This is a genomic window from Arcicella rosea (genome assembly GCF_040543805.1).
Taxonomy (GTDB): domain Bacteria; phylum Bacteroidota; class Bacteroidia; order Cytophagales; family Spirosomataceae; genus Arcicella; species Arcicella rosea.
The window spans coordinates 107,788-132,470 of the sequence record NZ_JBEUMS010000002.1 but is presented as its reverse complement, the minus strand read 5'-3'; the positions used below and the strand labels follow the sequence as shown (position 1 = coordinate 132,470).

The 24,683-nt window shown below is 36.4% G+C and carries 13 protein-coding genes; all 13 read right to left on the bottom strand.

Annotation, left to right across the window (positions count from 1 at the left end):
* Positions 1–29 precede the first annotated feature (29 nt).
* Positions 30–2,498 carry an L-rhamnose mutarotase gene (locus tag ABID42_RS03855; protein ID WP_367282516.1) on the bottom strand — a complete coding sequence of 823 codons (2,469 nt, stop codon included), beginning with the start codon at positions 2,496–2,498 and terminating at the stop codon, positions 30–32.
* 51 nt (positions 2,499–2,549) lie between these two features.
* A complete protein-coding gene (locus ABID42_RS03850; protein WP_367282515.1) occupies positions 2,550–3,428 on the bottom strand; it encodes a sugar phosphate isomerase/epimerase family protein in 879 nt (292 codons plus the stop codon).
* Between the two features lie 5 nt (positions 3,429–3,433).
* Complete coding sequence (locus tag ABID42_RS03845; protein ID WP_367282514.1) at positions 3,434–4,822, bottom strand: alpha/beta hydrolase family protein; 1,389 nt, start codon at positions 4,820–4,822, stop codon at positions 3,434–3,436.
* 4 nt (positions 4,823–4,826) lie between these two features.
* On the bottom strand, positions 4,827–5,957 hold the full coding sequence (locus tag ABID42_RS03840; protein WP_367282513.1) for a sialidase family protein: 1,131 nt from the start codon (positions 5,955–5,957) through the stop codon (positions 4,827–4,829).
* A gap of 52 nt (positions 5,958–6,009) precedes the next feature.
* Positions 6,010–8,766: an alpha-L-rhamnosidase gene (locus tag ABID42_RS03835; protein ID WP_367282512.1), complete on the bottom strand. Its 2,757-nt coding sequence runs from the start codon at positions 8,764–8,766 to the stop codon at positions 6,010–6,012.
* 140 nt (positions 8,767–8,906) lie between these two features.
* The gene (locus ABID42_RS03830) at positions 8,907–11,681 is read right to left on the bottom strand and encodes a glycoside hydrolase family 2 protein (RefSeq protein WP_367282511.1); all 2,775 of its coding nucleotides are present in this window, start codon (positions 11,679–11,681) and stop codon (positions 8,907–8,909) included.
* Positions 11,681–13,027, bottom strand: a complete 1,347-nt coding sequence (locus tag ABID42_RS03825; RefSeq protein ID WP_367282510.1) for a sialate O-acetylesterase — start codon at positions 13,025–13,027, stop codon at positions 11,681–11,683. The genes ABID42_RS03830 and ABID42_RS03825 overlap by 1 nt, the downstream gene beginning before the upstream one ends.
* A 70-nt stretch (positions 13,028–13,097) precedes the next feature.
* Entirely contained in the window at positions 13,098–14,942 is a 1,845-nt protein-coding gene (locus tag ABID42_RS03820; RefSeq protein ID WP_367282509.1) for an exo-alpha-sialidase, read from the bottom strand.
* Between the two features lie 6 nt (positions 14,943–14,948).
* Positions 14,949–15,869: a glycoside hydrolase family 43 protein gene (locus ABID42_RS03815; RefSeq protein WP_367282508.1), complete on the bottom strand. Its 921-nt coding sequence runs from the start codon at positions 15,867–15,869 to the stop codon at positions 14,949–14,951.
* Between the two features lie 12 nt (positions 15,870–15,881).
* Entirely contained in the window at positions 15,882–17,279 is a 1,398-nt protein-coding gene (locus tag ABID42_RS03810; protein WP_367282507.1) for a glycoside hydrolase family 140 protein, read from the bottom strand.
* Entirely contained in the window at positions 17,276–20,422 is a 3,147-nt protein-coding gene (locus ABID42_RS03805) for a DUF6298 domain-containing protein (protein ID WP_367282506.1), read from the bottom strand. Before ABID42_RS03805 ends, ABID42_RS03810 begins: the two co-directional genes overlap by 4 nt.
* A 469-nt stretch (positions 20,423–20,891) precedes the next feature.
* Positions 20,892–22,532, bottom strand: coding sequence for a pectate lyase family protein (locus tag ABID42_RS03800; protein ID WP_367282505.1), 1,641 nt, complete (start codon positions 22,530–22,532; stop codon positions 20,892–20,894).
* A 319-nt stretch (positions 22,533–22,851) separates the two neighbouring features.
* On the bottom strand, positions 22,852–24,681 hold the full coding sequence (locus ABID42_RS03795) for a RagB/SusD family nutrient uptake outer membrane protein (RefSeq protein WP_367282504.1): 1,830 nt from the start codon (positions 24,679–24,681) through the stop codon (positions 22,852–22,854).
* Between the last annotated feature and the right edge of the window lie 2 nt (positions 24,682–24,683).

The window sequence follows — 24,683 nt, the reverse complement described above, 5'->3', positions numbered from 1 at the left end:
TGCTATTTTTAATTTTGAGAATCTAATTTTTAATTACCTGCTGGTTTTAGAAAAACCCATGTTTCACCTTTTTGGGTACCAGAAATTCCTTCTTGATATTTCGTCATTAACTTATTCCATTCTACCACTTTAGGATTATTTTCAATCGTTTTAGGATTGAGCCTATCCAAACTTTCACCTTTAGGAATACTGATGACCAACATCAGTTGTCTTCCATTTTTATAAATTAATAATTGTTGAAAATCGGCATTGCAAAAACCTTGAGAAACTTCTGGCCATTTTTCAAATTGTGTAGCATGATAGCTTAAGTACTCTTTTTGTAAAGTAGTATCAGCTACTAAATTGGCTGTGAGTATTGTGTGCGACCATTCTTTCGCTGACTTCCCATTTTTACATTTTTCTTGATTGAATTCATAAAACAAATCATCATAAGTCTTGATTTGTAATTTGGGAAAAGCATTTTTCAGTCTTTCTCGCAATAAATACACATCTTGTACTTTATCAAAAATCACTAAATGATTTTCCCATTGAAATAAAGCTTCTTGCGAAACCTTACTTTTCAAGAGTATTTCATCTAATTTTTTTCGGTCTATCGTCTGTCCATTTTTAGTAATCAATTCTACAATAACTGGTTTTTCAACATTGATTTCCCAATACTTATCTGCTTGCTTTTTGTCTTTTAATAAATAGGCATATTCTGCCTGAATTCCTGCCTTTACTTTGATGCTGTCTGCTACTTGTGGGCCATTATTTTGCCAAGTATTTCCTGGGCCATTGGCATTTTGTAGAAATTTTGCAGAGGGACTCCAATTATCTTTTATCGTAAAATAAGAGGAGCCTTCGTCTGTGTATAAATAAAACCAATGGTTAGGGATATGCGCATAAGGAGCTTTGTAAATACTATCGACATAGTTTTCGGAAATGACAGAACCAGGCTGAGCCGACAAAGTATAAATTGCCGCAACATCGTACATGTGTTTGGCATAATGATGAATTTTGTTGGCTGAAATGCTATTATTTTTCATGGCGTTGACGGTTTTTGTCCAGCCCCAACCCATACTTATTCCAGAATATGATACATCAGAAATTTCATTATGTTCAATATTAATGCCTTTTACAAAACCTGCCCCAATACCAACTGCACCCCAATCTTCATTCGTAACATCAGAAATTAAGTTATTGCTAATCAGCAAGTTTGTACAAACTTCTCTTTCATCTGAAGGATTATAAGGTAAATGTATTTCAGTGGCTTCATCCGCAAAAACACCTGCTTGAATACCCGTTCCGCCAACATCCTTAAATAGATTTCCTTTGATAGAATTATCATGAACGCCTTTATGATAATCTAAACCAGTAGAAGCCAAATGTTCAAAACGGCAAGCCTCAAAACCTGTGTGATTGGCATAAGAAACTTCCACAGCAGCTTTCGGGCGACCAACCCAAGCTTGATTTTCTAAGGTTTTTTTGTCTGGCGTTCCAGGCATTTTAAGTTTGTAAGCATCCAACATGTACAAACCCGCTTGATGCGGAACGTGCCCTTGCTGAGATGGACGCAACCATGAAGTATGACAAAAAACAATATTTTTGAAGAAAACATGAGATACTTGATGATCAACTGTCCCTTCTATTCGTACCAAAGTTTCAAGCGAAGGAGCAATTACTTCCGCATTTTCCATTACTTCATTTACCCGTGGAATGTAGTATAATTTCTCAGCTTTTTTATCCAAAAACCACTCGCCAGCTTCGTTCAAAAACTGAATGGCATTGGTTAAATAGAACGCAGAATTACCCGTTTCTTTTGAAATCCAAGGCGCAGGCCAAGGATGTTCAGACTGAATTTTACTTTCTGGTTGAAAAAATGAAAGCTTTGTACTGTCGCCTTGTACTTCCATTTTCTTGATGCGCAAATTGGCAATTGCCCACCATTGATGAATAAACATTTCTACACCATTGGCTTTTGTTATTTCTGGGAATTTTGGTGTTGAAATCCAGCAAGTTTCTTCTTTCTTATTCCAAGATAAAATACGATTCATTCTTGGATAAGGAGTATCTTTAGCACGAATCGCTTTTTGATTATTCACCCACAATTGTCTGAAATCCAATACATTTCCTCCAATTTTCGGTGCATCTGCTACCCAAACTTTTCCAATCGCTTCTTTGGGTAAGCCAATAAAGTTGCCTTTTACTTTTGTCCAGCCACTTAATGAAATACCACCGCTAATGATTGGTTTTTCATTCGGAGCTGCTTCTATTATTGTTGGACTCAGTGAAGTTCCAGCATCTTCTGGACGAATCGTGATGGGCTCGTATAATTGATAATTTCCTTCACGAACATAAATATGAATGGCTTTTGTGAAATTGTTTTCTGACAATCTACGCATTTCACGGACTCTTCGAATTGCCATTGAAACAGTTTGAAGCGGATTTTCTTTTGTCCCTAAATTAGTATCAGCACCATTTGGAGCAACCCAAATATCAGTCTGTGCCTGAATTTGCATTGAAAAACAGCAGGTCAAAAAAGCAAGTATGTAGTGGCAATATTTCATTGTTTATTTCTGGAAAATGCTTTTCAAAAAAGCGGTATTTGCACCAAAATTTCCTTTGACATCTCTTGGTCTATTCGCATCTCTTGAACGCTCTATGACCAACCAGCCAGTCCATTTCATTTTATCAAGCGTGGCTTTTACTTTTTTCATGTCAATCTCTGGGTCATTTTGTAGCCAAACACCATCTTTATTGGTGCAGTGAATCATGCAAATTCTATTTTTGCCTAATATTTTCAACTCTTTGTATAAATCTCTTCCTTCTTTTAAAGGGCTAGAAAAATTGAAGTAAATTTTAATTCCTTCAGAACCTATTTCCTTTAATAATTTTACTTCTTCACTCGCACTCAACGCTGTTTCTATTCCGATTATAACGCCTGCTTTTTTAGCCATTTCGCCTGCAACTTTTAATCTAGCCACTACCGAATCTCTCACGGCTGGGTCTTTTTTCAAATCACATTGTACTCCCAAAGGCAAAAAGGCAATTTTGATATTCATCAATTGCATGGTTTTGATGCAATCTTCAATTGATTTTTTGTACTCTTCTCTTCCACAAAATGACTGAGCATAATAGCCAGTCATCGCCAATGAAAACATTTCAATGTTCAATTCTTTGGCTTTGTTCAGAAAAACCGTTCGGACAGAATCATTCGCCAAGGCATTTTCGAATGTTGGGCGTTTGCCCAAACCACCCATGTCAACTTCTACACCATCAGCTCCGATTTCCTTCGTCAGCGTCAATGCTCCCAGTTTTTGCCTTTTCAAAAGCATTAAATCAATCACACCAATTTTATATTTTTGATTTATTTGGGCAATACTTTCCAATGGCAACGAGCAGAAAAAAGTCATTGTCGTTGCTAGAATCGCTATGGTTAGCTTTTTCATTTTATCTAATTTTTTATCGCTTCGGCGAATATTTTCTCTAAGGTTTCAAAATCTTTTACCGCATTTTTGGGCAGATTTTCACCTTTTTCGCCGAAAACATACATAGCTGGAAATGGCTCAATCGTTACTTTCGTTTCATCCATTACTCCTGTTTTATCTTTCAATTTTTTCACCTCCAACTGGAAGTTTTTTGCTAGAAAATCATACAATGCCAAGCGTTTACTTTTTCCATAATCATGACCTTCTTCTGGAAAATGCACATTTTTTACTTCGTCTGTTTTTCCGTAAAAACCATAGATTTTTTGAATAAAAGGAAACTCAGTTTCAGGAACATGCTGCGTCCAATCTTTTCCGTCTGATAAAATTAATTGTGGTCTCGGTGCCGCCATTGAGGCAATTTCTACATTATTTGTTCCATTTCCACAAAGATGTACGCCCATTCCGCTTTCGCAAGGACAGCCACCAGAATGGTAAGAAGACAACATCACGACGGGTACGCTCAAAGTAATTCTATCATCCAGAGCTGTGATTAACATCGTTTGACTTCCACCTCCCGAACCACCAGTAATGCCCACACGACTAGCATCTGCATTGCTAAATGACAATAACCAATCTAAAATTCGGATACTGTTTAGCGTCTGCATGGTCTGCGCAAGACTTTTTCTATGATTTTCAGATTTGAATTGCAAAGTAGATTCTCCCCAAGCAAAAAGGTCATAACTAAAAGCGATAGCACCCATTCGGGCTTGCATCGCACAACGATATTGACAATCAGCACGATAACGTCCATCACCAAAATGTCCGTCAGGGTTTAAAATCACAGGGATTTTTCCTTTACTTTCCAAAGGCATATACAAAGACCCACAAACATAAACACCCGGAAGCGTTTCAATCGCCACATTTTCAATGGTATAACCGTCCATTGTACGTTTATTACTCGTGATTACTTTACTTGTTGGCTTCGCTGGCAAAGGTGAAAGTTTCAGCGCTTTCCACATACAAGCTTGTAATTCATCTTTCCGTTTTTCCCAACTTGCTTCGTCGTTGTATAAAGTTGATAAGTAAGCAAGCTGTTGTTCGCCTTCTTCTGGTGTTTTTAAGTGATATTGATAAGGCTGAAGTTTGTACTTTTTCTCACCTTCTTTGGCAAAAGTAATGTCTTGCGAAGACAATACATTCGTCATCGTTTTTTCAAAATCTGGTCTGAAACGCCAGTCAGCATACGTAACCCATTTATCTTTTACTAAATCTTCTGGATAGCGAATCTTCACTTTAAAGCGAGTTTCGATTTGCGCAATGACATCTTTCAAAGGTTTTTTGAAAGCATTATCAGCGTTTTGAGCCAAAGAATAATAGCTCAACAACAAGAAACAGAAAGTTTTTAGGAATTTCATGCGCTTAGTCTTTAGTAATTTCTCCACCTTTGGGTGCTTCGTATCCTTTGATTTTCGGCCATTCTCCATTGGTAATTTTCTTCAATTTCAATTTTGAAGGGTCGATTACGGCATGTTTAATTTTCTTTCTTCGCCAGGTATAAATTACATGCACCAAACCATCTGACGTTTGAATGATAGACGGATACGAATATTGGCTAATCGGAGAATCTTCGATAATCAAAGCGGCATACCATTCTTTACCATCTTTCGTTAACGATAAATTCAAAGGTGTTCTTGGTCCTTTTGCCAAATCGCCCGGCGGTAAAACATGGTTATAAACCAATAAATGTTTTCCATTTTTCAAGGTCACAGCGTCTGTTCCAGAATTATTGTTTGGTAAACTAGCTTTTGCCAAAGGCGACCAAGTTTCACCATTATCTGTTGACCAAGATTCAATAATTGCTCTGTCTCTACTTCTTGCTAGAATCTGTAATTTACCTTTTCCATGATCTAAAATACTTGGCTGAATGGCATTAAAGGTTTTTCCATCATTGATTGGTCCAACGATTCTCCAAGTTTTTCCAAAATCTGGCGTTACTTCAAAATGCAATTTCCAACCTGAACCTTCTGTACTTGTTGGACAAAACAGGTTTCCATTACTCAACAAAACTGGCTTATTTTTTACGGGTCCGATATAACCTTCTGGCAAAGCTTTCGCTTGCGACCAAGTAAGACCATTATCTGAAGAAGTTTTTAACCAACCTTTCCATTTCGCAGGGCTTGGTCCAATTTTGTAGAAAAGCATTAAATCGCCATTCGGAATTTGGAACAATACTGGATTCCAACAAGCATAGCGCAAAGTATCGTTCACAATGCCATTTGCAACATTTTGTGGCGCTTGCCATTTACCATTTTCATTTCTGCTTACCCAAATACAAACATCAGGATTTCGCTCTTTCGTACCACCGAACCAAGCGGCAACCAAACCTTTGGGTGTTTCAGCAATGGTGGCGGCATGGCTTTCTGGAAAAGGTGGATTTTCAACCACAAATTCATCGACTAATAATCCCGATTTCCACTTTTGTGCATTCACTTGGTTTGTGAAAAGTACACAAATCATTGAAAATACTATAAATAAGCTTTTTTTGAACATGATATTCGTATTAAATTTTTAATATTTTGAGAGTATTTTTTCTGAATATTTACTAATTGACGATAAACGAATAATTGCCAGAACTTACTTCTACAATCAATTGATTGCCTTCTGTTTTTACAAATTTGATTCCTTCAAGTCCTACAATTTTCTTTCCTCCTTCTGTTAGTTTATCTAAAGAATTGGCAGGCAAGTAAACTAAAGATTTAGTATTGGCCGGAATACTGATATTCCATTGAAATTTGTTTCCGTCTTTTTTCCAATCTGATTTTATCGTTCCGTACATGGAATGATAAGATGCTTTTCCTGCATTTAAGCCATCAATCATTTCTGGTTTCATGATGATTTTCTTGAAAGCCACAGCATCTTTTGCAGATTTAATGCCTGCAATATTTTCATAATACCAAATAATCAAATCGCCCAAAAGCATGACATGATTTCCAGAATTCATTTCTGGATTGGCTTTATCACCATTCCAAAGCTCCCAAATGGTTGTTGCGCCATTTTCAGCCATATAGCCCCAACTTGGATAATCACGATTTGAAGCAATTTTATAGGCAATATCTGCACGACCATTTTGGCTTAAACCACGCATTAACCATTGCGTACCAATTACACCAGTACTGATATGCCCTTTATTATCGACCAAAATTTTGTTGACAATATTATTCCAAACTTTAGTTTTTTCATTGGCAGGAATCATTTCATACACCAAAGGCAAAAGGTTGGCTGTAACCGTTCCGTTACTGTATTGTCCTTTTTGAGTATTCAGGAATTTTTGATTAAAAGCCTTTTTAATATCCTCAGCAACTTTTGAATATGCTTTTACATCTTCAGGCTTATTCAATAAATGGGCAAATTTTTGCATTAATTCTAAAAGCCTCACATAAGTTGCAGAAGCCAACAAAATGCCATCCGTTTGTAAAGCTGGGTCTTTTGCATGAATCAATTCTAAAGATTCTGGCGGAACGCACCAATCGCCATACTTATCTTTGGTAATCAATCCATTGACCAAGTATTTTTCTTGCATATAATCTATCCATTTTTTCATGGAAGGATAATGCTTTTTAATCGTTTCTTTATCGCCAAATTGATGATACAACATATCAGCGATGGTGATATAAGTACCTGGCCAAGTAACATTATCGCCATAATATCGCCAAAAAGCTGGGGCAACATCAGGAATACTTCCGTCTGGTTTTTGCGCTTGTTCAATATCATTCAACCATTTTGAGTAAAGACGAACATTATCGAAAATAAAGCTTTCGCCATAAGCTCCCGTTGTTCTATCACCCAACCACGGCTGACGCTCATTTCTTTGTGGGCAGTCAACGGGCATTCCTTTATAATTACTTCTGATGCCCCAATAAGCATTTTTATAGATTTGATTAATGGTTTTATCAGACGTTTCAAATTCACCAATCGTTGCCATATCATCATAAACGACTCTTCCATCAAAATCATCAATCGTTGGAACAGTCGGGAACCCTGTAACCTCTACATATCTAAAACCATGATATACAAATGAAGGCTCCCAAATTTCTTGTCCTTCGCCTTTCAAAGTATAAACATCCGTTACTTTAGCATCCCTTAAATTTCTGACGAACAATTCCCCAGTACTTTGTAAAGTTTCGGCAAAACGCAAAGTAACCTTATCTCCTTTTTTTCCTTTTACTTTCAATCTCAACCAACCCGCCATATTTTGCCCCATGTCCAAAATATAAGTATTGACTTTCAAGTTTTTAATCGACACAGGTTTGATGGTTTCCATTACTTTCATGTTTTCCGTCATCTGTGCTTCAAACATTCCTCCAGCTTCTTGCACCAATTGGGCTTTTATCCAATTGCTATCAGAAAAACCAACTTTATTCCAGTTGGGCATTTCTTTGGTTGCATCGTACTCTTCGCCATCATATTCATTGTTAGTTCTGATAGGGCCATCGGCAGTTACTTTCCAACTTTCATCGGTAGAAATCGTTTCTTTTGTGCCATCTGTATACTCTACATCCAAATTCAACAACATTTTCGGATAGCCAAAAGTCTTGATTTTGTAGGGTTTATAATCTTGACGCATCGTGTAAAAACGTCCATTTCCTAATACTGTTCCGATGGCATTATTCCCCGTTTGCAACAATTTTGTCACATCGAAAGTATTGTATTTTACTCCTTTTGTATAATCTGTTGGCACAGGTGCTAATACTTGGTCGCCTACTTTTTGACCATTCAAATACAATTCGTACATGCCCAAGCCCACGATATAAACCGTTGCTTGTTTAATTGTCTTTTTCGCCTGAAATTCTTTTCTAAAATACCTTGCCGAAAGTCTTGAAAATTGTGTTTCGTTATCCCATTCAAAAGAGCGGTCTAGTCCAATCCATCTGCCTTTCCAATCTACATAATTCAGTAAACCGATACTCCAAAAAGCATTTCCCGACCAAGCAGATTCACCTTTATTCGTCCAGATTTTTACTTTCCAAAAAGCTCTTTTTTTACTTTTTAGAGTCATTCCAGCGTATTTTACATGGATAGATTCATCAGTATTTACTTTTCCAGAATTCCATAAATCTGCTTCATTATTGGCTAATTTTTCTGGACTAGAAGCCACCAATATTTGATAGGCAATTTGCTGAACATTTCGTTGTGGACTAATAATTTCCCAACTTAAACGAGGTTTTACTACATCAATTCCTTCTGGATTCACGAGCATTTCGCAACGTAAATTTTGTAATTGAATACCCGCATCTTGCTTATTAAACGAAGCAAAAAGTACGATGGCTACCAAAAGGAAGATGTGTTTTGTAATTTTCATTCTTTTATAATCAATTGATATAAATCTTTTCTATCTAAGTACAACGGACAATTTTATTGAAACCTGAAACCTATAAGGATTCTGTTAATTCCTTAATAATAAGAAAATTATTATTAAATCCTTATAGGTTTATATCACAATTACTTATTTCCAACAAAATCAAAATACAAAACCAACTCTTTCGCTCTGGCTGGTTCTTTTTCGTAATCGTAATAAATATTTTTCATGCCCATTGGTCCAGAGTTTTCAGTTTTATTGGTTTTCGAACCAATTCCTGCGATACCCTGTAGAAATGAAATATCTCCATTCGGGAAATTAATTTGATAATTTTTGTAAGGATCTTGTTTAAACGCTGGCGTAAACAAACGGAAGAAAATATCTTCATTTTCGGTAACCACCGTAAAAGTTTGCTCTTTCCCAATAAATTTACACCAATACATATTTGAGTGATAACCCTTAAATTCTGGATAGAGAAAAGGTATTTCTCCTGTTTCCGTAGTGTTATACTCTTTTTGCCAAACCCCAAATTGGTTTCCCTTCATTCTATTTTTCCAAACTCTGAAAGGTCCATTTCCCATATATTCCACACCTTTTATTTGGTTTTCAGGAAATGAAAAATTTACTCCAAAAAAGGTTGTAAAGTAATCTCCAGGGAAATAATTCACCTTCATTTTTACCCAACCTGATGGATAAATTGTCCATTCCAAAGTATTGTAACTATTTTTTCTATCGAAAGTAGAAGTAATAATTACATTGCCATTCTCAACACGTTGCGAGAAATTTTTGAAATTAGTCGCACCTTCTTGTACAATTGGACCATTATTGAAAGGAATTACTCCTTTTTCGTTCTGTACTTTTTGTAAAAGTCCCGTGAATTTGTTGATTGAAATCTGCAAGTTCTTTACAGAAATGGTATAGAGTGAATCTACCATTGTAATCTTCACTTCATCATTTCCACTTTTCTTAACAATACTTTCTGCAATTTTATTTGGCAAAGAAATCTTAAAACTCCAAGTAAAAATTTCTTGTTTGTTCGCATCTTTGGCAGTTACATACAACACATCATAAGCTTGCCAATCTGTTGGAAGTGACAATTTGATAATGCCTTTTTCATTCGGCTTAATATTGGGAGAAACAACAGAACCCGATTTTTCTAAAAGGTTTTTGTTCCCAAATTGTTTCAATTTCCATGAGAAAGTACATTCGTTAATATTGGTGAACGAATAACGATTTTCAATATTCAAGACTCCATCAAAATCAGAAGTAATTTCTTTGGCTTCAAATTTTATCGGACTCCAAACTTCCTTAATCGTAAAATAACTTCCCTCCTTTTCACGATATGGACCTACAATTCCATCTGCGGCATGATTTCCGTCGGTATCCAATATCCCATTTTTATCCGTTCTTACGATTCCTTGATCGACAAAATCCCAAAGAAAACCGCCAGCAGACAAAGGACTCACCCACATTTTTTCCCAGTAATCTTCTAAACCTGCACCGTGACCGCCATCGTACATTCCATGTAAAAACTCCGTTGGCATTACAATATTATGTCCGTTGTCATAATTCCCAATTCCATAATTGTATTCACGATAATGTTGTGTATCAAAACCTGCAAAAGCTTCCCAAGCGTGAATTACAGGACGTTTTTGAATATCTTCTTGCGGAAAAATTGGGTCTAATTCATAATTATGTCCGCCTTCATTACCATTTATCCAGAAAATTACCGAAGGATGATTTTCATCATGCTCCATCAATTCTTTCAATAATTTTGTACCCGTTGGCGTATCATAATTGCCGTGCCATCCTGCCAATTCATCCATCACATACAAACCCAAAGAATCACAAACCTCCAAAAAGTGGTCATCTGGCGGATAATGCGACATTCTCACGGCATTCATATTCATGTCTTTCATCAATTTTACATCCAAAAGACTAATTTCTTTACTGGTTGTTCTACCAGAAGTTGGCCAAAAAGAATGGCGATTTACGCCTTTGAATTTTATCTTTTTGCCATTTACATAAACGCCATCTCTTTGTTTGACCAATACCGAACGAAATCCAAATTTCTTTTCAACCGAATGAATTACTTTATTATTTTCCGTCAAATTAACGATTACTTTATAACGATTTGGTTTTTCGGACGACCATAATAATGGCGAGTTTACTTGTGTTTTTAATCCTACAATTTCATCCGTCTTACTTACTTTTTGATGTATTGGCGTACCAACTTTCTTTCCATCAAGCGTATAAATTTGGGCTGAAATTAGTTGTGAAACTTTAGCATTTTTTAAGTAAACATTGGCTTTGAAAGTTCCTTTGGCATCAGCATCCAAAGCTACTCTTTCAATATGTTGCGTCGGTAAAGCTTCTAAGTAAACAGGGCGAAAAATGCCTCCAAATATCCAAAAATCGCCTTTTCGCTCTGCTTCATTTACAGAAGCATTAGCTGAATGTTTGGCAGCTGTTACTTCCAACAAATTATTTTCACCAACATTTACCAACGAAGTAATGTCATAACGAAAAGCATAATACGCTCCTTCATGCGTAGCTCCAGCCGATTTTCCGTTGATTTTCACGTCGGTATCAGTCATCACGCCTTCAAAAACGATATTGATAGTTTTGCCTTTCCAAGTATTTGGTACTTTAAAAGTATGTTTGTACAAACCTTTTTCTTTTCCTCTTGAACTATCTTTCGAAAAACCATAATTGTACTTTCCAAAACCTTGTAATTCCCAGTTTGAAGGCACAGGAATACTTGTCCATTTTCCTGAATTATTACCCGCAGTACAGAAAAAATCCCAGTTAACGGTTTTGTCATTTCCAGTTCCAGACAAATACAATTTTTGAGTTTCTTGCGCTTTCGCAAACCAAGAAATCAGGCAAAGCAATATGATTAAAAAATTACGCTTCATTATAAATTTGTTCTAAAAGGTCGGGCTGGTAAGCCTTCTTGATTAAATAAGTTAGGTTGAGCGGCTTCGTCCCAAGCAAAGCGAAGTTTTACTGGTTTGGTAATTTGTGGAGACGAAAGTATGACTTTGTTATCTTTCAAAGTCGCTTCGGCATTTACAAAATTTCCGTCTTCGCCAGCAATCTGAAAATCACTCAATTTTTTTCCGTCTTTGCTGATTAATCCTGTTCCGATTTCATCAAAAGTTATCTGGATTTCATTCCCTTTTACTTTCGCTTTTTTAAAGATTGGTCCTGAAGCAATTATGTTTTTCATGCCATAATCCTGATTCAAAGCGACAAGTGCCAAGCGTCTTCCAATTTCCCATTTATAAGCAGGATGAATATCTCTAATACTATCGACCAAATCCGTCGTAATTATCATTCCTGTATTCGGAAGTTTCAACACATTCGTTTGCGCTTCTCTGAATTCAGGCAAAGTTTCCTTCATCAGTACCAATTTTCCTTTTGCATCCGAATAATTATGCGGTGCAATTTGTACAAAATTGAAAGCCAATTTTTTATCACCCCAAGCTTTTCGCCAACTGTTAATTAAGGTTGTTAATTTTTGGGTGTATTCCGTGGTTTCTTTCAAAAAGCAATTGGTTTCGCCTTGATACCACAAAAAGCCTTTTAACGCAAAAGGTACAAGTGGCTTAATCATTGGCGTATAAAATTTGGCTGGTTCACCTTCTACTTTTTGACCTTTGAAGTAAGCCGATTCAGCAAAGGCTTCTTCTGAAATCCACGGCTCAATTCTACTTCCTGGAATGGCCGAAGAAATCATACCGATTGGAACATTTAGATTTTTGTGTAATTCTTTCGCAAAAAAATATGCTGCCGCTGAAAACGAACGCAAGGCAGAATCTTTGGCAATACTCCAACCACGATGCAGCGAATCTGGCTTGATTAATTCTTTCCGATTCACTAAAAAAATACGGATTTGTGGGTTTTTAGCGAATTCCAATTCATCGACAGGATTTTCAGTGGCTATATTTGGTCGTTTTACTTTGCTATTTTTGCGCATGGTATATTCCATGTTCGACTGTCCCGAACATAGCCATACTTCACCCACTAAAATATGCTCCAGTTTGATAACATTCTTTCCAGAAATAGTCATTTCGGCTTCTGTAGAAGACGCTTTCAAAGGTTTTAAGACAATCGTCCATTTTCCATTTTCATCGGCAAAAGCAGTTTTTTCCTGTCCTGCAAATTGTACACTTACTCTTTCGCCCACAGAAGCGTTTCCCCAAATGGTAATCGGTTTATTTTGTTGCAAAACCATGTTGTGTCCCAGAATTCTAGGCAACACAATTTGTGCTTGGACTTTGAGCGAAAGCAAACAAAAAAGGAAAAATATGATACTCTTTTTAGACATCTTAATAAGGACTCGTTTTAAATGATTTGATGATATAAACCGCTTCTTTGTCTAATTCTCCAGCATTTTTCAAATCAAAGTTTTGGTCGGTTGGCGTATCGGCATCAGGGAATCGGCGAATTTCTCCCGTTCTGAAGGTTACTCTTTTGAAAGAAGTAACAGGTGCAAAAAAGAGTTTTGTACCTTTACTTTGTCCGTTGACAAAAATGTTAAACATGCGTTTGTGGCGGTCTAATTCAATGCGAACATTGTACTCTTTTCCAGCTTCGTACTTCATAATGCCAGAATTTCTGTAGCCTACTTTTGCTTTAAAAGCAGAGTCTACATCTAAAATTAATCTTACAGCAGTTGTTCCTTTTCCATCCTGAAAATCAATGTGCAATAAACCTTTATCTGATTGTTGTGGAATAATAGTAAATTCAACCGCTACTTTTTTTGATTCGGGAATTACTCTTTCAGCTTTGGCAAAATCAAATTTATCTTTATCTCTTAGAACCAAGGCTTTAGTCCCATCAGCGATTTCTTCAATTGCCACAGGAGCATAAATTGGACTGAAAATATTCCAATACTTTAGCTCTTCGCCATTTTTCATTGCTGCAAAAACTTCATTCGGGTGGTTTTTTACTTCGTCACTTACTGGTACAGGCACTTTACTTACCCAAAGGTCTTCTTTGTTCATGCTATAAGTAAGCCACATATTTCCATCAGGCACAACGCCATTTCCTTCAATAATTCCACGGACATATTGTGGACCGTAAGACTTAAAATTCCCGCCATAACGCATGGTAGAAATTTCTCCATTTACCAATAATAAATTGGTGTAATTCAAACCATCTTTGCTGGTTGAAATTGCTAATGGCCAACGAAATTCTGAGGGATTATAAACCGTTGCATACTTTCCATCCGAGGTTTTTTGTCCCCAAATTTTTGCATTGCTATTCACAAAACCGGGCGCTCTTAAAGGATTATATTGCCAAGTTTTACCTTCATCATTACTGATAGAAGTCAAAGCATGTTTCCATAAACCAACCACTCTGTTATCTGGCAAATGATAATAGCTAAAAGCCTTCGCTTCTCTTTTTAGTGGAATCAAAGGGTCATTTCGATCGGCTTCTTCTACCCATTGTTGCATCATCAAAGGCGTTGCTAAAAGTTCATCACAAGCTTCGATAAAGCCTTTGTCTTTACTTGTGGTGTAAAAAGGGTAAGCAGATTTACTTTTATCCCAAGAAGTATTATTTCTGATAAAATAAATTTCGCCATATTTTCCATCGGCATAAATTTCTCTTACTACTCTTCCTATTCCCTTTCCATCATTTGGGTCGTCTTTTGCATCCATCGCAATGCCATAATATGCTAAAGTAAGTAAACGTTTTTTCTTCGATACAAAAAAGCCCATACGTTGGTGCATTACGGCATATAAATCTTTGGCAATGCCTTGATAACCTTCTTTTTTCCAGCCGTCAGGAATTTTGTATGGTGGAAAAATAACGGTAGGATTCGACCAATGATAACCATCTTTTGAAGTCAACAAAAGTGTTTGTCCGGGAGGAATATGCTCGCCAACAGGGTCGCTAAGGTATTGCAAGTAAAAAGTCTTATTCCAATAAGCCAACATTGGAGCATGATTGTAAGTCCAATTACTCCCGCCAGCTAATGCAGGATTTTCTCTATTTGCATGAAAAACCTGAATATTATGCACACCCACCGCTGGACTCAATTGCCCATGATGATAATCAACATTTGAAAGTGTTTCGCCAGTATAATGCACTGTATCTTGAGCATTTGCTATGGCAAAACTCAAGATAAGCGACAAAGAAGAAAGTATATATTTGAAATGATTCATGCTTAATTATTTCTTTGATTGAATCTCTTGCTGAATAGCTTTTAAGATTCGTTTTTTTACTTTAAAAATTGTCCCGTGTTTATGTCCTTCTGGAACTGACGTTTGTGCTGACACTTCTGTAAAAGTCTTAAAATCAGCCGTTTTCATCGAACCATAAGTTTTATCTTGATACGAATCATAATAAATCAACCAATCTTTGCCTACTTTTTCAACACTTGGACCTTCTGTAAAATTTTTCGTAAATGGTGCTGAAACGTTTGTAAAAGAACCTATCGCACTTTCGCCAAAAGCTACTTTGATATTCCTATTCGGGCGAGTATTATCTTTTAAAACCAAGACATAATCTTTTGCTTTTCGCTTTACAATCACTGCATCAATTACACTGAAATTGGGGTCGATTAACAGTTTCGTAGGCGAAAAACTTTTAAAATCCGTAGTCGTTGTATAATACATTCGATGGTTATTGTCTTCTGCTTCCAACGCTTTTGGAAAACGAAAAGGAATGCAAGAAGCCCAAATAATGACAAATTGCTTTGTTTCATCATCGTAAAATAATTCTGGAGCCCAAACATTCACCGTAGTGGATTCATGTTCCATCACAGGAATCATTTTTTGTTCAGACCAATGAATCAAATCTTTTGAACTCGCATAACCAAAACCTTTATCACCTTTCCAGCTACTTGTCCAAACTAAGTGAAAAGTGCCATCAGGTCCTTGCACAATTGAAGGGTCACGCATTACTTTTTGATTACCGACATTGGGTTTCAAAAAAACGTGATTTAAGTCTTTCCATTGATAGCCATTTTCACTGTATAAAAATCGTAAACCGTCGGTTGCTGGTTCGTGAAATGAACTAAACATATATACTTCTTTCGAACAAGCGCTCAATAAAAGCGTAATTAATAATATTCCGAATACACGTTTCATTTGATTTTCAAGCTATTTTGAATCCAAGATTAATACCCAATCATTGCCATTTTTAGGTTCTGCTGGCGGATTAAATGCTTGTTCTCCTTTGTTATCGAATACTCCAATTTCAAGTGTTTTTCCATCTCTTGGACTATACCAAGAAGCTTTTACTTGCTCTCCAGCTATTTTTCCCATATTTACTTTGAAATTTCTACCTGTGTAAGTATAAATCAAAGCGGTATTTTTCGCCTTTGTTGCTATTAAATAATCATATCTTGAACCTTGGTCAAGTACTAAACTTTGGTCTGGTACTAAATCAAAAAATGGTTTTGAAAGCATCAGATTTTTCAGGTGAATCATCTGGCTTGAACCTAAAGCTTTTATGCCGACCGACCATTTTTCTATTGGTCCAAAAGAAGTAGAACTAGAATAGCCTTTGTGCATTTGCATTACTTCATTTTGCCCATAAGTATAACCAAATGCTCCTGCAAAAACCGACCAATATCCATATCGACGAACATCATCCGCCGTCCATCTTGTTGCTAAAGAATCATGTAAACCATGTGGAATTCCTTCGTAAGATGGTTCGCCATCGATTGTTGGTTTAATTGGATTCATGCGATAATCATCGTTGATAAACTTCCAATTATCTTCTCCAAAATGACGAGTTTCATTGGCAGAAGTATCTTGTTCATAGGATTTATGTCCTGATTGAACCATGTTGAAGTCCAACCAATTTTCATTGTGAAACCAATCAGATGAAGAAGTTCTTCCTCTTGGATGGAAAGTAATTAAATGCTTCGTATCAATATCATTGATGGTTTTTCCAATCGTTTTCCAAACAGCCAACGAGTCACTTCCTTTAATATCTCCGCCATTTAACCAGATAATATTTGATTGATTTTTGTAACGATTTGCTAAAAAAGACGCATATATTTCAGCCTGTTTTTGTGAAACATGACCAGCTTTTACATTACCGCCCCAAATAGGAACTAATGCTATATAAATGCCTTTCTCTTCTGCTTTTTTGATCACAAAATCTACATGATCCCAAAAATCATACTCCTCTTCATTGGTAAAATTATTTCCTTCTGTCAATTTTGGATTCGCCACATCTCGTTTCACCAAAGCAGAATCGCCATAAGCATTTACGGCTTCTGTCGTATGTAAAACCATCACTTGAATCACGTTAAAACCTTTTTGTTTTCTGTCTTCAAGATATGTTTCGGTTTCTTCACGAGTCAATTTATTGAATAAAAGCCAGCCCGTATCGCCCAACCAAAAGAAGGGTTTGTCATCTTTCGTGGCAATAAATCTTCCATTTTCTGATACTTTTAAATCAGCTAATTTTGAAGAATTACAAGCTGATAGCAATATCAAACAGCTAAAAAGAATACTTATTTTTTTATATAGAGAATTGTATTTCATGATATTTTTCTAAGCCAAACGACTGTTGTTTCAGAGGATTTATTGTTTAATTGAATCGTTTTCCCGCCTTTTACTTTATCTTCTTGTTTACTAATTTCTCCCGTTTTAGGATTGATATAACTTACTTTGAAAGTTGCTTTTTGTTGGGATAAATCAAGTTTTACAGCTTTTTGTCCTTCATTATAAATTAGATAGCCTTTTTCAGGATTTGCGATTGTCCATTGATTGGCAGTTTTTTCGGTCAATTCAACAGGTTTCATTGTAGCTAAATCTTGTAAAAACTGAGGGTTTTGAACGACAGGAATATTCGGCAAAGAACCACCTGCCATTAAAACAGCCCAACCCATTGCATCAAAACTATCGGCAGAATACATCACGGCTTTCTCTGGAAATTTTTGTTTGTATTCATTCACGGCACGGTATACTTGTTCAAACGAGCTTTTTTTAGGGTTCAGCAATCTTGCATGCTGGCGTGGGGCTAAATTTTGTCCACCCAATGGAGCATAAGCCGTTCCATTTGCCTGAAAATGCCAATAACGAATGTCGATTACATCAATTACTGAAGCTCTTTCAGCATCAGCCAAAATGGCATCTTGTACATCTTTAGTAGTACTTAAACCGATGATTGCTTTTTTACCTGTTTCTTTTTCCCATTCTTTAATAACGTCTATCCAAAACTGTACAAAATGTAATGGGCCTGTATATTCAGCTCCAATAAGCTGAATCACTCCAGTATTCTCTTTGAAATTTTCAAGACATTTACGGATATAAGCTCTGTGAATTTCTCGACGAACAGGATGCGAAACATCATAAAATTGTTCCGCCATAAAAATTCGCTTATCGCCCGCATAAGGCACAGGTTCTGGAAAACCTGTATTGTTAATATTATTGGCTGGTCGCCAAGGGAAATCAGCATAATGTGCGCCAGCTTCAATAATATTGTGTTGGAAGTAATTTTGGTGTATTAGTAATAATCCTTTTTGGTCAGCTAAATCGGCAAATTGCTTTAGTCTGTTCCAATACCATTTATTGTATTTTGTTAAATCATACTTACTTAACCCATCATAAGCTATTTCTTTACCACTTCTGGCAAAAGGTAATTCATAAAATGGAGGCCAAACATCTCCGTCAATTCTACGAATTCGTTCATGGTCATCACGGCGACGTTCATACCAAAGTCCGTAATTATGGTCGATGGCACTTACGTTATTATCTTTCATCCAATCCGTTAAAGCTTCCAAATTATCCGTCAAACCTTTACCAATTTGTCCTGGAACAAAACGAGTAATATGTGCTTTTGAATTTTCTACACCATAAGGTCGGGCACTTCCCGACCACCAAGGTACTTCTTGTTTTCTGCCTGAAACAAGGTTATTACCACGGACTAACCAGCCATTTTCGATGTGTAAAATGCCTGCTTTACTTACTGAATTAACTTTTTTAATGCCGATTAGGTCAATGGTTGAAACATTGGTTTGGGTAGAAATTGTTTCTCTTGTTCCTGCTTGAGCAATGAATTCTTGAAGTGTTTGAGCTGGATTTTGTGCTTGTTTCGTCAAAGCCATTGCTACTTCTACTTTTGGACTACTTGAAGCTTCTGAAGGGACAGCTAATAAAATGGCTCTGTTTGCTAATTTCGAACCAATTCTATCTTTCAATTGAGCGTAATACAAACTTCTTGGATTGATATGTTCGTTAGACATATCCCAATAGCCATTTCCAGTAAATTGCGACCATGTGCCAAAAGCCCAATTTTGTGCAGTTGGCGCTTGAAAACAATCAACTCTTGAAGCAGAACATTGCCAAAAAACTGAATTAGCCGCTGTCCAGCCTGCACCTTGTCCATCTTGTCCACGATTGGCGTAGCTCAATGCTTGTCCATCGATATTAACAATATCAAACAAAACACCCGAAGCCCAACTATCAATCGTTCCACTAAAGCTAAAAGGTAAATGTGCTTCACATTGAACAAAAGCGTTTGGTCCGGCTGCGCAAAAACCAACTGCAAAATCATGATAACCAAATTCAGAATATAATCTTTGGAAAAGTGTTTGCTGACCAGTCGTAAAGAAAGTAAAACGTCGCTGACCACCGGTTTCTGAAATTGGAGCTAAAGATTGACAATCTTCTACTGTAATTCTTTTTGCTGTTTCCAACACATTCACGGCAGAACCCGCAAAATGCTTGAAAGTAACTTGTCTTATCCAAGCATCAGTAATATTTTCAAAGGCAATCGCCACCCAACGATGGTCTTCATCTTTTGGATTTGTAATGTCATAGGTTGATTCTAAACTAAGGTTCTCCACACCAGATTGTGCGATTCTTCCATTCCATTGATATTTTGAAATAAATCCGCCTCCATAATTTTCATCTAAAGCTGTGGTAAGAGGAACGTCTAAAGTAATTTCATTACCGTCAATGCCTACAATAGTTCTATCCCAAAAAATATCTCGCTGACCAGCTTTCCAACCCAAAGCTGTTACGCCACCACCAAAATGGTCTGTGCCTAATTTTTCAATCCATTCTTTTGTTGAAGGACGATGAATAATTACTTTATCTCCAATTTTATATTTGCTGGCAAGCTCAACCTTTACTTTAGCAGAATTGACAGGCACATAATTATTGATAATTTTATCTTCGGATTCTTTTACTTTATCATTTTTTCCAGCAATTGTAATTAAAGTTTCACGACTTTCTCCCGTTCCTAGAATTATTGTTCCCTTCTCTCCTACTCCACTTCCACGCAAAACAATTCCTGAAGTATTTATTTTTAAACTGCCCGATACTTCAAAAATTCCTTTTTCCAACAAAACTGCACCCCGAAAACCATCTTTATCTGGAGACAAAGTAGCTACATAATCAATGGCAGATTGAATACGAAGTGTTGCATCTCCAGCTTTAGCAGGAACGATTACTTTGATGGAAACTGTAGGAATCGCTTGTTCGCCAGCCATGTAGCCACAATATGAAAAATCTGGCATACGATCCCCTTGGGCGTCGGGAGTATAGGCAAGTGTTGAATTAGCACCAAGATAAACTGGCGGAAGAGGTTTCTCAACTTTAGGCTTTTGCGCAAAAAGATGAAAACTGTTCAATAAAACAGCTGTAAGGATAAATATTATTTTATATTTTAAGCCCGCCATATTGCTTGGGTAGTTTCTACCTATCAATCTTTTTAAAATTCACTTACAATTAAGCAATAATTTAGGAATAGCCATAAATTCGTCAAAGAATATAATTTATTTGATTTATTATTTTGCTATTTCTATACTTCAGTACAAAATTAGAAAGAATCAATCTCATGTATTTATATCATTTTCTCAAGCTATTATACAATATTATCAAATCTTTTCTTAAAAAAGCACCCTATAAATCAGGTCAAATACGATGAGTATTAGCTTGTTTTTTCAAGCAATATTCTCTATAATTTCTTAAAATATTTCTATATATACTGAAAATCAGTAGTTTATTCCCGTTTTAAAGAAGTTAATCATAATGTTAAAAACACTAATTTGTAGCTTCCATTTTTAGCTAATTTATTACATAATAATGATCAAAATAAAAAGGGAGACTGCTTGAACAATCTCCCTCCTACTCTTTCAGAATATTCAATTATGGTTTTACTGTTTTTAAAGTAACAACACTGTTTAAATATTCTTCGATATTGGTGTAACCATCTTTGTTTCTATCTTTTGCAGCATCAGAAGCATCTTTCGGGTTCAATCCATTTTTTAATTCCCAAGCATCTGGCATACCATCGCTGTCTGAATCTTTATATGGAACACCTTTATAAACTGGGTATCCTCCTACTTGATTGATGTCTGTAATGATACCATTTTTATAAGAATCAATCGGTAAACGACGGTGCTTAAATTGTGTTTCTGGTAATTTTACATCTTCTTTATAAGTGATTTTACCAGTACGAACCTGCTCGATAACACGAGTATCAACAGCATCTCTGATTGGTAAAATTGCGCCAGCGTTTGCCAATACATAATCACGAGCTTGAGTAGCTGGAAGTATCGTCAATTTTGGCATTGGCAATGGTTCGTTCCACTTCATATCAGCCGTATATTTATCGGCGTTCGGGAAATTTTCTACTTGTACGCCACCATCCCAGTTATCTTTAGTAACTCGTTCGTTGCCTTCCATAATATTTCCATTCACATAAGCACGACCAAAAGTTAAATAACCTAATTTACTTCTTCCAGATTCTGGTTTTAAAATACGATAACCGATTGGAGAATCCTTTGGAGTGAGCGGCCCTGGTTTATAATAGTTATTGATAATATTGTACATTGCACGGTAATCTCCACCATCAGTAGAACGGTGTACCCAGTTGAACATTACGTTGTTTACAAAGTTGAAAATACCAAACCAACCGATAGATGGATTACGTCCAGCGTTATCTGCCCAAAGGTTTCTCATGAATGTACAGTTTTCACCCCCCAAAGTACTTCCGAAAGCGTGATTCCAAGTATCTAATGCTTCAGAAAAAATAGAATTTTGAATCGTGATATTGACGGTTGGTAATTTATCTTCAATTTTTCCTGTGCTATCATTGTACATGTGGCGATACATCGACATGTTTTCATCTAAACCCCAACTTGCTGAAACGTGGTCAATCATAATATTTCCAATTGGGTTTCCACCGATTGAATCATCACGACGACCAACTCCAGTTTCGCCTCTTCTGAAACGCATGAAACGAATCACGACATCGTGCGTGTTAATCCAAACAGACTCTCCAGCTACACAAATTCCATCACCCGGCGCTGTTTGACCAGCAATCGTAATATATGGAGCACGAATGATAAGCGGAGTTTTTAAACGAATAATACCAGAAATATTGAATACAATTGTTCTCGCACCACCTTTTTCACAAGCTTCACGCAATGAACCTGGTCCATTATCTTCAAGACTTGTAACTACATATACTTTACCACCACGACCGCCAAAAGAGTAAGCGCCACCGCCTTCAGCACCCGGAAAAGCAGGAATATTAGCCTGAGGCAAATCTATAGGACGAGCCGCCCAAGGAATATATGGTTTACCTTCACGAGATTCTTTTTGAATAATTGGCAAAGCCTGTTGCCAAGCAATATCAGATTGTTTTCTAGCTGCATTGAGCAACGAGTCACTTTGTTTTTGGATATCGGCGGGAATCTGTGGATACTGTGCCACAACCGATTGCTGTACTGTTAGCAAAACCAATACTACTCGGAGTATCGTTGAGAAAGACATCTTTTTCATGAATGATTGTTAATAAATTTAGTCTTGATTATCAGCAAGAAATCTGCTTTTTTGACCTTCAAAACTAAGCATGTTAAGTTTATGAAAACTTTTGCTAGACCAATAATTACAATTAGCTAAAAAAGTATATTATTTCCAAAATTAGTACTAATTATTGAGATTGATTTATAAAAAATTTTCAATTTTATGTAGGATATTATCTCAAATAAATGTTATTTTTTTATGATAAAAGCAAGATAGAACAGGACAAGTAAAACAAAAAATGAAGGCTTCAAATGAAGCCTTCATTATAGTATAATATCAAAAGATTTAATCAAATTTATTGTAAAGGGTCAAACGAACCGCCCCAAGAATTATTTTGTATAATTAATGGATTGTTATTCAATGCACCTGTTGGAATTGGGAAGAAATAATACTCTGGTTTCCAAGTAATTGCTGGTCTTGACATTAATCCGTTTGGCGTTAATGTTACTGTAAAGTAATTTGTATAGACATCATCTAACTTCATTCCATCACGAGTAGTTGCAAAGTCAGCAGGTACACCTGTAGTTTTTAAAGTAATAGCAACTTTTGTTCCTTTACTTCCGTTGAATGTTTTCTCAAGCAATTTCCAGCGTCTCAAATCCCAGAAACGTTTTCCTTCAAAAGCAAACTCAATTTGTCTTTCATCTAAAATTGCTGTAAACATTTCGTCACGAGTCATATTTGATTTTAAACCATAAAGCCCATCTGTTCCTGCTTCAATGCCTGCTCTAGCACGAACTGCCTTCAATTGTGTATAAGCTTCGTCTAATCTTCCTACTCCAGTCGCTGCTTCTGCTAAGTTCAATAATACTTCTGCAAAACGAATTTCCATCCAGTCTGTTCCAGAATAAATAGTATTTGAAGCATCAAGCGTTGAACCAGCCACATCAGAAGTCTGCAAAGCTTTACGACAATAAAAGCCTGTATTACTGATATTTACATTCCCATTTTCTACACTTTTACCCGCTGCAACGTAAGTCCACAATCTATTATTTGTAACATTTGTCATTGGCCAAGTACAGCCATTATAAGCAATTGTTTTCTCAAATCGTGGGTCACGATCTTTGTAAAATAATTGGTCTGAATAAGTATATTTCGTAGAAGCTCCCGGCTTTTTACCATCTTTCATTGGAAATGCTTTTACTAAATCCCATGAAGGAATGTTTGAACCACCACCCGAAGAAGTAGAATATTTCGGACGAGTACTTGCTTCATAACCATTGTTTCTTTTTTGTTGATCTCCAACAGAAGTATTATAACCTGCAATAAAAACAGCTTCTGTATTTCCTACTTCAGTAAACCACATTTTACCATAATCTGCAAAAAGTTTCGAACCACTCGCCGTTAAAACATCAAAAGCTTGTTTGTTGGCATCGTAAGCAGACTGCCATTTACTAGCTACGTCATTGGCATTGAATTGAGGACTAGCAGCATATAACAATACTCTACCTTTCAAAGCAGCAGCAGCTCCTCTGGTAATTCTTCCCCAGTTAGCCGATGGCGACTGCCAAACAGTTGGTAAATACTTGATAGCAGTATCTAAATCTGCTGCCATTTGAGTGTAACACTGAGTTGTTGAATTTCTTGGGATAAAAGTTGCTTCACGTGCTTCATCGCCAACTGCATCTTGTGGTGTTAATACCAAAGGAACACCCCCATACAATTTCACTAATTCGAAATAACGCCAAGCCCTGAAAAAGTAGGCTTGAGCCAATAATCTATTTTTAGCGCCATTATCCATTAATTTATCAGAACCCAAATCATAAATAAATGAATTGATTGTTCTGATTTTTCCATAATTATTGGTAGCACTCAAAGACGTTCCAAAATCTGTTACATCTGTAGCAGTGATTGTTCCTTCTAAATATTTATTCGCTGAACTCCCTTGATTATAAGATTCTTCAGAATAGACACTTCCACCAAGTCCGCTGACGGCTGTTGCACCACCCCAATCTGGCAAATTCTGATTATACACATAATTCAAGGCAATATTGGCTAAAACTGAGTCTCCAGCAATTAAATCAGGAGAAGCTGCTCCTAAGTCCGTTTTATCTAACACACTTTCGCAACTTGCCAAAGCAAGCATAGAACAAAGTGCCGACCATAAAATATATTTCTTTTTCATTT

What these genes read in the sequence shown, in the direction of transcription:
- ABID42_RS03845 (WP_367282514.1), bottom strand. Translation starts at nt 4,822, where the DNA reads ATGAAATTCCTAAAAACTTTCTGTTTCTTGTTGTTGAGCTATTATTCT.
- ABID42_RS03840 (WP_367282513.1), bottom strand. Translation starts at nt 5,957, where the DNA reads ATGTTCAAAAAAAGCTTATTTATAGTATTTTCAATGATTTGTGTACTT.
- ABID42_RS03820 (WP_367282509.1), bottom strand. Translation starts at nt 14,942, where the DNA reads ATGAATCATTTCAAATATATACTTTCTTCTTTGTCGCTTATCTTGAGT.
- ABID42_RS03810 (WP_367282507.1), bottom strand. Translation starts at nt 17,279, where the DNA reads ATGAAATACAATTCTCTATATAAAAAAATAAGTATTCTTTTTAGCTGT.
- ABID42_RS03835 (WP_367282512.1), bottom strand. Translation starts at nt 8,766, where the DNA reads ATGAAAATTACAAAACACATCTTCCTTTTGGTAGCCATCGTACTTTTT.
- ABID42_RS03795 (WP_367282504.1), bottom strand. Translation starts at nt 24,681, where the DNA reads ATGAAAAAGAAATATATTTTATGGTCGGCACTTTGTTCTATGCTTGCT.
- ABID42_RS03815 (WP_367282508.1), bottom strand. Translation starts at nt 15,869, where the DNA reads ATGAAACGTGTATTCGGAATATTATTAATTACGCTTTTATTGAGCGCT.
- ABID42_RS03830 (WP_367282511.1), bottom strand. Translation starts at nt 11,681, where the DNA reads ATGAAGCGTAATTTTTTAATCATATTGCTTTGCCTGATTTCTTGGTTT.
- ABID42_RS03805 (WP_367282506.1), bottom strand. Translation starts at nt 20,422, where the DNA reads ATGGCGGGCTTAAAATATAAAATAATATTTATCCTTACAGCTGTTTTA.
- ABID42_RS03855 (WP_367282516.1), bottom strand. Translation starts at nt 2,498, where the DNA reads ATGCAAATTCAGGCACAGACTGATATTTGGGTTGCTCCAAATGGTGCT.
- ABID42_RS03800 (WP_367282505.1), bottom strand. Translation starts at nt 22,532, where the DNA reads ATGAAAAAGATGTCTTTCTCAACGATACTCCGAGTAGTATTGGTTTTG.
- ABID42_RS03850 (WP_367282515.1), bottom strand. Translation starts at nt 3,428, where the DNA reads ATGAAAAAGCTAACCATAGCGATTCTAGCAACGACAATGACTTTTTTC.